The sequence below is a fragment of the Sphingobium soli genome (assembly GCF_020782245.1).
GTDB lineage: Bacteria > Pseudomonadota > Alphaproteobacteria > Sphingomonadales > Sphingomonadaceae > Sphingobium > Sphingobium soli.
In genome coordinates this window covers 308,155-319,929 of the sequence record NZ_JAJGNP010000004.1, presented here as the reverse complement: position 1 = coordinate 319,929, position 11,775 = coordinate 308,155, and the positions used below count along the sequence as shown (strand labels likewise).

Genomic DNA, 11,775 nt, shown 5'->3' with positions numbered 1-11,775 from the left:
AGGGACGAGTTCAACATGGGTCAATTCTCAGTGGAAATTTACGCCCTACCCGGGTCACTTCTCAGTGGAAATCAACAGTAAGAAGAGTGACCGAGCAGTGAAAACGTGCGTTGGAAGCACGCGCCGGCGCCTTTAGCGGGGGCCTGGACATGCGCGCCGGCCACCCGGTCACCGCTCAAGATCACTCCCGAGCGAAAAGAAATGTGAGCCTGCCCCTATCGGCACGCAAGCAAAAATCTCAACCAATCTGGATATTAGCTGGAGTTTCGCGATTTCCGGGCAAAGCCGCGATCGGTTGCCATGAAGCGCGCCAGCATCGGCGCGATGAGCCGCTCGACGGTCAAGGGCTGTGCCAAGCCGGTCTCCTCTGCATGGGCCTTTGCATAAGCCAGAAGATCACGGTGGACCGAGCCGGGAAGCTCGACCTGGACCTTGACGGGTTTGTCATCGTCGATGGGGCCGAGCCGCAACTTCGTCATGGTCGTTTCTCCATTCGGTCAAGCACGAGATCTCGGGTGAGGAACACCCGGATCGGATAGCCGGACCGGATTGTCAGGGTCGGTGGCACATTCATCTCGCGCTGCACGAGCTGGCGCCCGGTCTGATTGACGGTATCCTGTGTGCCGGAGCGCAACGCTCGGGTCAGGCTGTCGTCGCTCCCCGTCGCCAGTTCTGCGCCAACCCCGAGCAAGGTCGAGATGGCAGCGGCGCGGAGCATGTTGCCCCAATGATAGTTGGTGCGGTCCTGCAAGCCCGCCATGCCGGCACCATCGGCACCGGGCTGACGATCGAGGAGAATCGAACGGCCATTCGGGAAGATGATCCTGTCCCATGCGAGCAGCACGCGGTTTTGGCCTGCCGAGACCTCGCTGTCATATTCGCCGATCAGCCGGGAGCCTTGAGGGATCAGCAGGATGCGGCCGGTCGGACTGTCATAGACATTCTGCGTAACCTGCGCGCTGATCTGGCCCGGCAAGTCCGACCGGATGCCGGTGATGAGCGCCGCCGGAATGATGCTCCCGGCTTGCAGAATGTTGGCCGAGCTGGGCGACAGAATTCGCTCGGGGCTTTCGGTCGAGCGATTGGCCCTGACCTGAAGGAACGACCGCTTCGCTGATTGCCCCGCCATGTTGGCGGCTGCGGCCGACGATGTCGTGTCGCTCGTCGCGAACTGGTTCGAACCATCTGCCATCAAGCCCGGCTGCGCCAAAGTGTTTTCCGGGTTCGCGGTTGCGGTGTCCCCGCCGCCCAGAAAGAGGCGGCTGGTGCGCGCGGTATCCCGCTCCTGCGCCAGACGTTGGCGAGCCTGCTCCGCAGCGGCGATGCGAGGATCGGGCTGACCCGCTTGGGTCCCCAATGGCGGGACCGGGACCGCCTGGCCATTCTGCTGTGCCGAAAGGATGGGTCGGCCGAGATCGCCGGGTAACGGTTGTCCCAGCTTTGGCACCTTCGAATAGTCGGACGGGGCCGAGGTGACGATTTCGGATTTGGTGCGGCCGTCGCCGCTGTAGACATTCTGCGCCGAGGCGGCGGGTTGCTTCTGCTGGAGCGCATAGATCAGCGATCCGCCAATCCCGAGTCCGGCGACAATGCCGATTGACGCCAGCATTTTGCGCGACAGGCGCATGACGCGCGGTGGCGGGGTGCGCAAACGAAACGCCAGCGGGTCGCTCTGAGGCTCCGGCGCCGTCTCGGTCGGAGGCGCCATCTCCGGGCCGGTCGACGGCGCGGAGTTGCTCTCTGCCGCGCTCATGACCGCCCCCGCTGGCGACGGCCGGCGCCTTCGCGGATGATTCGTACCCGCTGCGCGTTTTTCTTCGTTCCCAGCCGCAGTTCGGCGGTCCCAAATAGCCGGTCGACCACCATATACCGGCCTTGGACCCGATAGTTGATCAGCTCGGCGCTGCCGTCGCTGCCGAGCGCGAACAGCGGGGGCATATCGGTCGTGCCGATGCCATCGGGAAACTCGATAAAGGCTTGCTGGCCGTCATCGAATGCCCGCACCGGGCGCCATGCGGGTTGATCGCCGTCAATCCGATAGCGAAAATCGAGCGCGGCAGGGTCAATGTCACCCGCAACCGGCATTGCCCTCACCGCCTCCGCGTTGGCGGCGCGCAGCGCGATCAACTGATCCTGCGGATAGGTCCAGGAAACCGCCGCCATATAGGTAGCCGACGTCGCACGCAGTTCGAGATGATAGGTCCGGCGATCGGTGTTGATGACGAGATTGGTGAGGAGGTCGGGACGCGTCGGCTTCACCAGAATATGAACGCGCCTTGCTGCACCGACCCCGCTCACGGTATCGCCGATAATCCAGCGCACCGTGTCGCCGGCAGCGACCGGACCGGGGCCGACGAGTTCCTCGCCTTCCTGAAGCATGATGTCGGTCACCTGGCCGGGGGCGGCGTAGACCTGATAGAGCGCGCCATCGGCCCACGCATATTGCTGGATCGCGTTCATCCAAGAACTTCGTTCGGGCTGGACCCTGGCAGCGGCGTTGGCCCGGGTGACGCCCTCCTTCGGATCGGACGGCGCGGCTCCGGATCGCACTTGGCGGAAGGGCTTCAACTGCCCTGGAAGCGGGAGCGGAACCGGCACGGCGACGATCTCAACGGGGCGCGGCGGTTGCGCGCCCGGAGTTTCGGCCGTCGCGGCTTGCGTGGGGGTTATGCTGAGCAAGGGCGCGGCTGCGAGGCAAGCGAGCAGAGGCCGGCACTGCCCGGCTATTGCGTATTTTGTCATTGGCTGAGTTCCTTCGACCAGTTGAGGGCATCGACGAAGACGCCGAGGGGGTTTCGGCGCAGCCCGTCCGGCGTGCGCGGCGTTTGGATCACCACGGTCAGGATCGCTGACCAGCGCGAGGTCTCTGCAAGCGAGCCGTCCTGATAGCGCCGCTCGGTCCAGGCGACGCGGAAGCTGTCCTTGGATGCGCGGATCACGCTGGAAACATCGACCGCGACCTGGACCTTGCCGACGTTGGCGAACGGATCGTTGGCGCGCGCATAGTCGTTGAGCGCGACCGCGCCCCTGTCGGTGGTGAAGTCATAAGCCTGCAGCCAATCCTGCTTGAGCACGATCGGATCGGCGGGAATCGCCCGGACATTCTCGATTAAGCGCGCGAGGTGAAACGCGATCTGCGGATCGGTCGGCTGATAGCCGGCGTCGGCCGGCGCTACCGCCTGCGCTTGGCCAAGCTTGTCCACCTGGACGACCCATGGGATGATCGTGCCGCGCGCCGACTGCCAGACCAGCCCGCCAGCGAGGCCGCCCGAGAGGGCCAGGCAGCCGAAAAAGGCCAGTCGCCAATTCTTCGCCTGGACGCGGGCCGAACCGATGCGATCATCCCAGACCTGCGCGGCGCGTTGATAGGGGGTGACGGGCTCAGGGCGCTGCCCATAGCGGGTCGAGGGACGTCGAAACATGCGTCAATCCTTTTGCGAGATGTCGGGACCGGCACCGCCGCCATGGCTGTCACCGGCTTTGAGCGTGTGGCTGGCGATCGATGCGCCCTGCGTTACGGTCTGGCGGCGCTTCATCGCCTTGGCCCAGGCCGGCGGGCCGTCGTCGGCGGACGCCGTGGAGGCAGGCGCCGCGCTGTTGCTTGCACCCGCCTGACCCGCGGCAAAGCTTTGCCGAAGCGAGGCGGCCGCTTTCCGCAGTGGTGACACCGCGGCATGGCCAGCGCTCTTGCCGATATTGCCGAGGCCCCCGGCAACGGCCGCCCCGCCGCTCTTACCGGCCGCGCCAGCGCTGTAGGCGGCGGATGCGCCGCCTGCGGCGCGAGCACTGCCCGAGGCTGCACCGCCGAGTGCGCCCGCCGCCGCGCCGCCTGCAAGCCCTACGGCCGCGACGCCTCCAGCTACCGTTGCGCCTGCGGCCAGCGCCGTTCCGGCAGCGGCGCCCGCGCCGAGCTGCGGGCCGCCGGTGACGATGCCATTGGCGATGCCGGGACCGAAGATGCCGAGCCCGAGCAAGGTGAGCGCCGCAAGCGCGATCGTCATGGCCTGTTGGATGTCGGGGGCTTCCCCGAGATTGGCGTTGGTGAACTGGCTGAACAAAGTCGTGCCAATGCCGGTGATCACGGCCAGCACCAGCACCTTGATTCCTGACGAGACGATATGGCCGAGCACGCGCTCAACCATGAAGGCAGTGCGGCCGAAAAAGGCGAACGGCAGCAGCACGAAGCCGGCCAATGTCACCAGTTTGAACTCGATGATCGTGATGAAGATTTGCACCGCGAGGACGAAGAAAGCGAGAACGACGATGACCCAGGCGAGAAGCAGAATGAGAATCTGCGCGAAATTCACGAACACCCCGATTGGGCCAGCAAGATTGTAGACCGCATCTGTCAGCGGCTTGCCGGCATCGAGCCCGGTCGCGGCGATCGTGCCCGGCTTCATGAAATCGCCGAGCGCCAGTGCCCCGCCGCTGGCCTTGAGTCCGAGCCCGGCAAAGCTATCGAACAATAGGGTCGCGAGGTTCGAGAAATTGCCGATGATGAAGGCGAAGACGCCAATATAGAGCGTCTTCTTGATGAGGCGCTGGAGCACATCCTCATCCGCGCCCCAGGCCCAGAACAGCCCCGCGATGGTGACGTCGATCGCGATCAGGGTCGAAGACAGAAACCCGACCTCGCCGCCGAGCAGACCAAAGCCGCTGTCGATATATTGACCATAGACCTGCAGGAAGCCGTCGATCACGCCGGTGTCGTTCATCGTTTTTCATCCCGGAAGAAGCGGCGGCGCTCCGCCTCCCATGCCGCCTCGCAGCCTGCGTCGGGCATGGTGAGCGTGCGGCAGCGCGCCAGTTGGTCGCTTGCGATCGCCGGCGCCGACCGGCTGGGTGTCTCGGCAATGTTGCTTGGCGTGGGCTGCCGGGCCGCCATACCCGCTATCGCCGCGAGCATGAGGCCGGCGAGACAAGCGACCCCGGCGATTTTCGCCGCGCTGGTCATTGCCGGAAGAAGCGGCGGAGACGCTCGCGCGCTTCGGCTTCCTCAGCGGCATTGCGGGCCGCATCGAGGGCTTGCGCCCGGCCTTGGGCTGCGACCGCAGCGGTCAGATCGGCAAGCTGCTGCGATTGCAGCGCGAGGAGCTGATTGCCGGCCTGCGTCGCCTGAAGCGCGCCGCTCGCCGACTGGCTGGCCGAGACCAACGTGTCGATCGAGCCGCGCGCACCGTCGATATTGCCGACGACGCCGGCCTGAACCTGAAGGGCATCCTGATAGGCGCCAACGCTGTCCTGCCAGCGCGCATTGGCATTGGCGACCATCTGGCCCTGCGATGCAGTCAGGTTCGCGCCATTATAGCGCTGGGTGAACGCCTGCTGGATGTCCTGCACGCTATAGGCGATGCGCTGCGCCTGGGAGAGCAGCTGCCGGGTCTGGTTGACCTGGCTCTGCAGTGTGGACAAGGTCGACACCGGCAGGCTGGCGAGGTTTTTTCCCTCGTTGATCAGCGATTGCGCCTGGTTCTGGATTTGGCGGATCTGATTGTTGATCTGCTCGAGCGTTCGCGCCGCGGTCAGCACATTCTGCGCATAGTTGGTCGGGTCATAGACGATCCCCCCGAGACCGAATTGCGCGAAGGCCGGTGCAGGCAGCACTGCAATGCCAAGCGTGCACAGGGTGAGGGCTCCGGCGAGCAGCCGGTGCCGGGCAGACAGTTTCATCAGGGGTTCTCCTTTCGGGCTTGGGTGATGGGGAAATCGGCCGATGCGGTCGGCGCGGCGGTGATGAGATCCGCCGCCCAGCCCAGGCCGCGATGTCGGAGCCACGCGGCTGCGAAGCCGCCCTGGCCTTGTTCAGCTACCAATTCGGTGATGTGGCGCTGGTCGGTCTTCGAGGAGGCCGCGGCGAACGCGAGCGCGACTTCGCCCAGGCCGAGATCCACGAGCCGGTTGCCTCGCCGCGACTGGCAATAATAATCCCGCTTGGGGGTCGCGCGCGCGAGGATCTCGATTTGCCGTGCGTTGAGCCCAAATCTTTCATAGACGCGCGTGATCTGCGGCTCGCTAGCTCGCTCGTTGGGCAGGAAGATGCGGGTTGGGCAGCTTTCGATGATCGCGGGCGCGATCGCCGACGTCTCGATATCGGCGAGGCTCTGCGTCGCGAAGATGACGCTCGCATTTTTCTTGCGCAACGTCTTTAACCATTCGCGCAACTGCGCGGCGAAGGCGGGACTGTCGAGCGCGAGCCAGCCTTCGTCGATGATGATGAGTGTCGGCCGGCCGTCGAGCCGGCCTTCGATGCGGTGGAACAGATAAGCGAGCACGGCGGGCGCGGCGGCCGAGCCGACCAGCCCCTCCGTCTCGAACGCCTGAACTGAAGCTGCTCCAAGATGTTCATGTTCGGCGTCGAGCAGCCGGCCCCAGGCACCGCCGACGCAATAGGGCGCGAGCGCCTGCTTCAGGAACTGGTTCTGGAGCAGGACGGCGAGGCCGGTAAGCGTGCGTTCGGGCGCCGGTGCGGAGGCGAGGGAGGTCAGCGCCGTCCAGAGCTGCTCCTTGCTGGCGGGATCGATGGCGATGCCTTCACCGGTCAAGATCGCGGCGACCCAATCGGCCGCCCAGGCGCGTTCGGCGGTCTCGTCGATCCGGGCGAGGGGCTGGAGCGCAACGCCGAGATCAGCCGCATCATCGCCCAGCGTGTCCCCGAGATTCTCCCAGTCGCCGCCCATGCCGAGCGTGGCGGCGCGGATCGAACCGCCGAAGTCGAAAGCGAAGATCTGGCTTTCGGGATAGCGCCGGAATTGGAGCGCCATCAGGCCAAGCAGCACCGATTTACCCGCGCCCGTTGGGCCGACGACGAGCGTGTGCCCGACATCGCCGACATGAAGGGAAAAGCGGAACGGGGTCGAACCTTCGGTCCTTGCATGGAACAAGGCGGGCTGGCCGAAATGTTCGTCCCGTTCCGCCCCCGCCCACACGGCGGATAGGGGGATCATGTGGGCGAGATTGAGAGTGGAGACCGGCGGTTGCCGGACATTGGCATAAACCTGCCCCGGCAGGCTGCCGAGCCAGGCTTCGATCGCGTTCAGGCCTTCTGCAATACAGGTGAAGTCGCGGCCTTGAATGACCTTCTCGATCTGGCGCAGCTTCTCGGCCGCGAGCGCGGGATCCTTGTCCCACACCGTCACCGTCGCGGTGACATAAGCAATTCCCGCTGCGTCAGCCCCCAACTCCTGCAATGCGAGATCGGCGTCGGCCGCCTTGTTGGCGGCATCGCTGTCCGTCAGCACCGACGCCTCGTTGGTCATCACTTCCTTCAGGATCGCGGCGACCGACTTGCGCTTGGAGAACCATTGGCGCCGGATTTTCGACAGCAGTTTGGTCGCGTCGGTCTTGTCGAGCATGATTGCGCGGGTCGACCAGCGATAGGAGAAGGCGAGCGCGTTGAGATCGTCGAGCAGGCCCGGGAACGTCACGCTCGGCAGACCGGTGATGGTGAGCGTGCGCAGATGATGATCGCCGAGCCGTGGTTCGAGCCCGCCGGTCAGCGGTTCGTCGGCGAGGACAGCATCGAGATAGGTCGGCACCTCCGGCACACGGACGCGCTGGCGCCGCGTCGAAATGGTGCTGTGAAGATAGCTCAGCGTCTCGCCGTCATTGAGCCAGACGCTCTCGGGCATGAAGCCTTCGACCAGGTGGAGCAGCCGGTCGGTGCGGTCAATGAAGGTCTTGAGCAGTTCACCGGCATCGACGCCATCGCGCGACCGGCCCTCAAAGAGCCAGCTTTCCGCACGCGCGGCATCTTCGGCCGGCGGCATCCAGAGAAGGGTCAGATAATAGCGGCTCTCGAAATGGGCGCCTTCCTCGCGAAACTGTTCTCGCCGCTCGAGATCGACCAGCTCGGAGATGGCGTCTGGAAAACTGGACTCGGGATAATCGAGTGCGGGCAGGCGCTGCGCCTCGACGAACACCGCCCAGCCCGATCCCAAGCGGCGGAGCGCGTTGTTGAGCCGCCCCGTCACCGCCACCAGTTCGGATGGCGTCGAACTGTCGAGATCGGGACCGCGGAAGCGCGCCGTGCGCTGGAACGAGCCGTCCTTGTTGAGCACGACGCCGGGCGCCACCAGCGCGACCCATGGCAGGAAGTCGGCGAGGTGCGCTGCGTGATCGCGATATTCGCGCAATGACATCATGGCCGCACCCAGGTCGGATATTTGAGGTGGCGGCGTGCGACATCGACGAATTGCGGATCGCGCCGGGCGGCCCAGACCCCGAGCGCATGGCCGATCGCCCAGATGGCGAGGCCCGCGATCCAGAGTCGCAGTCCCAGACCGACCGCTCCTGCGAGCGTCCCGGTCAGGATGGCAAGCGAGCGCGGCGCCCCGCCGAGCAGGATCGGCTCGCTCAGCGCGCGATGCACGGGCGCGAAATAGCCGGCGGGGAGGAGATCGGCCTCGCCCATCAGATCAGCGCCCCGCCGCTGAAGCTGAAAAAGGAGAGGAAGAAGGACGAAGCGGCGAAGGCGATCGACAGGCCGAACACGATCTGGATCAGCCGGCGGAAGCCACCCGAAGTTTCGCCGAAGGCGAGGCTCAGGCCCGTGACGATGATGATGATCACCGCGATGATCTTGGCGACAGGCCCTTCGATCGACTGGAGGATCGAGTTGAGCGGGCTCTCCCACGGCATCGAGGAACCTGAGGCCCAGGCCGGGCCGGCGAATAGCGACAGGCTGATTGCGATGGCGGCGCTGCCCTGGAGCAGGCGTCGGATAGGACTCCGCGAAATTGCGATCATGAGAGGTCTCCGTGGTTCGGGTCGGGAAGGAAGATCAGGCGGTAATCGCCGGTCGCGGGATCGAGCCCGTCGACGCGCGCCAGCTCGGAGAGGCGGCGGCCGGCGCCATCGCGCACCAGCACAGCGATCAGGTTGATGGTCTCGGCGATGAGCGCCCGCGGCACCGTCACCACCGCTTCCTGGATCAGTTGCTCCATGCGCCGGAGCGCGCCGATCGCGCTGCCGGCATGGATCGTGCCGACGCCGCCGGGATGGCCGGTGCCCCAGGCCTTCAAAAGGTCGAGCGCCTCGGCGCCGCGGACCTCGCCGATCGGTATCCGGTCAGGACGCAGGCGCAGCGAAGAGCGGACGAGATCGGAAAGCGATGCGATGCCGTCCTTGGTGCGCATCGCGACGAGGTTGGGCGCCGTGCATTGCAGTTCGCGCGTGTCCTCGATCAGCACCACGCGATCCTCGGTCTTGGCGATTTCGGCGAGCAGCGCGTTGGTGAGCGTGGTCTTGCCGGTGCCGGTGCCACCCGCGACGAGAATGTTTGCGCGCGACGCGACGCCTTCGCGCAGCATTGCGGCCTGCAGCCGCGACATGATGCCGACATCGGCATAATCGTCGAGGGTGAACACCGCGACCGCGGGCTTGCGGATCGCGAAGGCGGGCGCGGTCACGACCGGAGGGAGCAGCCCCTCGAAGCGCTCGCCGGTTTCCGGTAGCTCGGCTGAAACGCGGGGAGCTTGGGCATGGACCTCGGTGCCGACATGATGGGCAACGAGACGAATGATCCGCTCACCGTCGGCGGGGGTCAGGGTCGCGCCGCTGTCGGAAATACCTTCGCCGAGCCGGTCGACCCATAGCCGCCCGTCGGGATTGAGCATCACTTCGATGATCTGGGGGTCGGCGAGCCACGCGGCGATCGACGCACCCATCGCGGTGCGCAGCATCTTCGCGCCGCGAACCAAGGCTTCAGATCGGTAAGGCTCGCTGGCCATGACATCCCCGTTTCCAGCACCGGACCAGGACGGTCAGCGCGACGGGGAGGAGTAAGAGACGCAGGAAATGGTCAGCGGCAACAGCTATTTACGCGAATCGCAGTGGCGCGAAGAAAGACAGGCGTTGGCGTAGCAAAGGAGCGTAAGGCCCGGCGAAATCACCTGCCCGACGCCGCTCGTAGGCGGCGAATCAACTGCCCGCTTGAGCCTCTGAGTTCGACTGACCGTGCGGCTGCGATCGCCCTGTCCGCTTGCGTTCGACGTCGGCCTTGAGGTGATCGAGGCGCTCGATGCAGATCGTGTGGACGGCGGCGCCAAGTTCCTCGATATGCCCGGCCAGCCATTCGAGCTGCTCGACGGAAATGCGATAGTGCTTCGAGTAGCGCGCCTTGACGTAGGCTTCCTTCAATTTCTCGAACAGGGCCTGCTCCGGCTTGGTCTGCCGAGGCCAGGCATCGAAGAGACGGCGATCGAGCCGCTCGGCCTGCGTCCGAAGGAAGCCGATATTGTGGACGTGCGGGGTGTAGAAGGTCACGACCAGAAGGACGCAATGGTATAGCCGTTCCGTGGTCTGGTGGAGGTCGAACGCGGCGTCCTTGAGATGGCCCATCTCCATATGGAATCTTGCGCCCTTGAAACGCTTCATCGCGCTCGGGAACCACTCCTCATAATATTCCTGCGCCATGGCGAGCGCCTGGCCCGCTGTCTTGGGCTTCGGCTTGTGAAGCTCGCTATCGTCGAACTCGTAGAGCGCGAGGCCGTCGCGCGCGACGTCCATGAAGAAATAGCGCCCGTGCGCGAGACCGTCATTCACCTCCTGCAACGTATGGACGATGAAGTTGACCGGGGTGCGCAGCGTCTTCGTGATCCCCAGTTCGCGGTTCAGCCGATCTTCCAGCGCCAGCCAATAGTCGACGCGATCGGTCAGGCGCTTGTCGTTGACGATTATCAGCAGATCAAAATCGGACTGATAGCCCTTTGCGGTGTGCGGCTCATCAACCCAGCCACCACGCGCATAGCTTCCATACAGGACAATCTTGTCGATCCGGCCCCGCTTCTTCCACTGATGCTTCGCAAGCGCGAGCGCATTTTCGAATTCCTCGAAGATGATTTGCACCACCCGTTCGAGTTCGCGTTGCTTGTGCGCGGGAAGATGGTCGAGGCCTGTTCGCATTGGGAACATCCTAGCAACCGGGATTGCCCGATGCACGTCCGGATTTGCAGCGATTTCGGTCTATTCGAGCAATAAGGCGAGGTTTCGGAGACTGGACTCCATGCCGCTGCGATGATCCTCCTCGCTGATACTTGCCGGCACATTCTCGGCCGTGACCGTCACCTTGGTGCCGCCGGTGACCGGCGCGAGGATCGTGGTGAGCGTCATCGTGCCGGCATTGGCAGGATCATCGCTTTCGAACGCAGCCTCCTCGACTATCCGATCGTCGGGGATCAGTTCGGCAAAGCGCACGCGCACAATGTCGCTATTTGCGGTCGATTTGCCCTTGCCGCCCCCATCCGCACAGGTCAGCTCCATCCGATAACCGCCGCCGGGGCGCGCTGAGAATTCATGGAGCCGTGCCTCCATTCCATGGGGTGGCCGCCATTTGACCAGCACTTCCGGGTCGATATGGGCGCGAAAGATTGCGCGGGGCGTCGCGATGATGATGCGCGAGGCGCTGTGAATCTCTCTGCTCATGATCGGATGGTCGTAGCCAAGGCGCGCGCCGTAGCCAACCTAGCAGTGTCATGTGACGCAGGCTCTGATGGGCGCCTGCTACGCAGTTAGCAGCATCATTTGCGAAAGAAGCGCCGAAGACGCTCTTTTGCGTCCGCCTCCTGCACCGCCAGATCGGCATTGTTGCATTCGTCGCCGCGGGTCGCACCTTCCTTGCATCCCGCAACAATCTGGCGCGCCTCGTCGAGGTGGGCGTCGAAATACTGCTTGCTGCGCGGTTCCTGTTTGGCGCAGCCGGCCACCGCCAAAATAGCGGCGAGCGCCGCAGCAAAGGCCCGGATCTTCGGCATAAGAAACTCCTCCCGCCAGTGGAAA

General features: G+C 64.8%; 14 protein-coding genes. All 14 read right to left on the bottom strand.

Translation table 11 applies throughout. From position 1 onward, the window contains the following. Positions 1-254 precede the first annotated feature (254 nt). On the bottom strand, positions 255-479 hold the full coding sequence (locus LL253_RS08075; RefSeq protein ID WP_021228159.1) for a DUF2274 domain-containing protein: 225 nt from the start codon (positions 477-479) through the stop codon (positions 255-257). After that, positions 476-1,753 carry a TrbI/VirB10 family protein gene (locus LL253_RS08070; protein WP_407696085.1) on the bottom strand — a complete coding sequence of 426 codons (1,278 nt, stop codon included), beginning with the start codon at positions 1,751-1,753 and terminating at the stop codon, positions 476-478. Before LL253_RS08070 ends, LL253_RS08075 begins: the two co-directional genes overlap by 4 nt. Continuing rightward, positions 1,750-2,742 carry a P-type conjugative transfer protein TrbG gene (gene trbG, locus LL253_RS08065; protein ID WP_021228155.1) on the bottom strand — a complete coding sequence of 331 codons (993 nt, stop codon included), beginning with the start codon at positions 2,740-2,742 and terminating at the stop codon, positions 1,750-1,752. The genes LL253_RS08070 and trbG overlap by 4 nt, the downstream gene beginning before the upstream one ends. After that, complete coding sequence (trbF, locus tag LL253_RS08060; RefSeq protein ID WP_021228154.1) at positions 2,739-3,422, bottom strand: conjugal transfer protein TrbF; 684 nt, start codon at positions 3,420-3,422, stop codon at positions 2,739-2,741. The genes trbG and trbF overlap by 4 nt, the downstream gene beginning before the upstream one ends. A 3-nt stretch (positions 3,423-3,425) precedes the next feature. Continuing rightward, positions 3,426-4,715: a P-type conjugative transfer protein TrbL gene (gene trbL / locus LL253_RS08055; RefSeq protein ID WP_228226836.1), complete on the bottom strand. Its 1,290-nt coding sequence runs from the start codon at positions 4,713-4,715 to the stop codon at positions 3,426-3,428. Then, positions 4,712-4,954 carry a putative entry exclusion protein TrbK-alt gene (gene trbK-alt, locus LL253_RS08050; protein ID WP_228226835.1) on the bottom strand — a complete coding sequence of 81 codons (243 nt, stop codon included), beginning with the start codon at positions 4,952-4,954 and terminating at the stop codon, positions 4,712-4,714. Before trbK-alt ends, trbL begins: the two co-directional genes overlap by 4 nt. After that, a complete protein-coding gene (gene trbJ, locus LL253_RS08045; protein WP_228226834.1) occupies positions 4,951-5,670 on the bottom strand; it encodes a P-type conjugative transfer protein TrbJ in 720 nt (239 codons plus the stop codon). Before trbJ ends, trbK-alt begins: the two co-directional genes overlap by 4 nt. After that, positions 5,670-8,141, bottom strand: a complete 2,472-nt coding sequence (gene trbE / locus LL253_RS08040; protein WP_228226833.1) for a conjugal transfer protein TrbE — start codon at positions 8,139-8,141, stop codon at positions 5,670-5,672. Before trbE ends, trbJ begins: the two co-directional genes overlap by 1 nt. Then, the gene (locus tag LL253_RS08035) at positions 8,138-8,410 is read right to left on the bottom strand and encodes a VirB3 family type IV secretion system protein (protein ID WP_021228149.1); all 273 of its coding nucleotides are present in this window, start codon (positions 8,408-8,410) and stop codon (positions 8,138-8,140) included. The genes trbE and LL253_RS08035 overlap by 4 nt, the downstream gene beginning before the upstream one ends. Then, positions 8,410-8,745, bottom strand: a complete 336-nt coding sequence (locus LL253_RS08030; protein WP_021228148.1) for a TrbC/VirB2 family protein — start codon at positions 8,743-8,745, stop codon at positions 8,410-8,412. Before LL253_RS08030 ends, LL253_RS08035 begins: the two co-directional genes overlap by 1 nt. Beyond that, positions 8,742-9,728 (bottom strand): P-type conjugative transfer ATPase TrbB, encoded by a 987-nt coding sequence (trbB, locus tag LL253_RS08025; protein ID WP_228226832.1) that lies wholly within the window; start codon positions 9,726-9,728, stop codon positions 8,742-8,744. The genes LL253_RS08030 and trbB overlap by 4 nt, the downstream gene beginning before the upstream one ends. A gap of 190 nt (positions 9,729-9,918) precedes the next feature. After that, positions 9,919-10,902, bottom strand: a complete 984-nt coding sequence (locus tag LL253_RS08020; RefSeq protein WP_021228146.1) for a HEPN domain-containing protein — start codon at positions 10,900-10,902, stop codon at positions 9,919-9,921. A gap of 60 nt (positions 10,903-10,962) precedes the next feature. Then, the gene (locus LL253_RS08015; protein ID WP_021228145.1) at positions 10,963-11,421 is read right to left on the bottom strand and encodes an SRPBCC domain-containing protein; all 459 of its coding nucleotides are present in this window, start codon (positions 11,419-11,421) and stop codon (positions 10,963-10,965) included. 95 nt (positions 11,422-11,516) lie between these two features. Next, entirely contained in the window at positions 11,517-11,750 is a 234-nt protein-coding gene (locus tag LL253_RS08010) for an EexN family lipoprotein (RefSeq protein WP_021228144.1), read from the bottom strand. Between the last annotated feature and the right edge of the window lie 25 nt (positions 11,751-11,775).

Bases quoted from the DNA above. Each gene is read 5' to 3' on its own strand.
- LL253_RS08030 (WP_021228148.1), bottom strand. From the start codon at position 8,745: ATGATCGCAATTTCGCGGAGTCCTATCCGACGCCTGCTCCAGGGCAGC.
- LL253_RS08075 (WP_021228159.1), bottom strand. From the start codon at position 479: ATGACGAAGTTGCGGCTCGGCCCCATCGACGATGACAAACCCGTCAAG.
- trbK-alt (WP_228226835.1), bottom strand. From the start codon at position 4,954: ATGACCAGCGCGGCGAAAATCGCCGGGGTCGCTTGTCTCGCCGGCCTC.
- trbF (WP_021228154.1), bottom strand. From the start codon at position 3,422: ATGTTTCGACGTCCCTCGACCCGCTATGGGCAGCGCCCTGAGCCCGTC.
- trbL (WP_228226836.1), bottom strand. From the start codon at position 4,715: ATGAACGACACCGGCGTGATCGACGGCTTCCTGCAGGTCTATGGTCAA.
- trbB (WP_228226832.1), bottom strand. From the start codon at position 9,728: ATGGCCAGCGAGCCTTACCGATCTGAAGCCTTGGTTCGCGGCGCGAAG.
- LL253_RS08020 (WP_021228146.1), bottom strand. From the start codon at position 10,902: ATGCGAACAGGCCTCGACCATCTTCCCGCGCACAAGCAACGCGAACTC.
- trbG (WP_021228155.1), bottom strand. From the start codon at position 2,742: ATGACAAAATACGCAATAGCCGGGCAGTGCCGGCCTCTGCTCGCTTGC.
- LL253_RS08070 (WP_407696085.1), bottom strand. From the start codon at position 1,753: ATGAGCGCGGCAGAGAGCAACTCCGCGCCGTCGACCGGCCCGGAGATG.
- LL253_RS08035 (WP_021228149.1), bottom strand. From the start codon at position 8,410: ATGGGCGAGGCCGATCTCCTCCCCGCCGGCTATTTCGCGCCCGTGCAT.
- trbJ (WP_228226834.1), bottom strand. From the start codon at position 5,670: ATGAAACTGTCTGCCCGGCACCGGCTGCTCGCCGGAGCCCTCACCCTG.
- trbE (WP_228226833.1), bottom strand. From the start codon at position 8,141: ATGATGTCATTGCGCGAATATCGCGATCACGCAGCGCACCTCGCCGAC.
- LL253_RS08010 (WP_021228144.1), bottom strand. From the start codon at position 11,750: ATGCCGAAGATCCGGGCCTTTGCTGCGGCGCTCGCCGCTATTTTGGCG.
- LL253_RS08015 (WP_021228145.1), bottom strand. From the start codon at position 11,421: ATGAGCAGAGAGATTCACAGCGCCTCGCGCATCATCATCGCGACGCCC.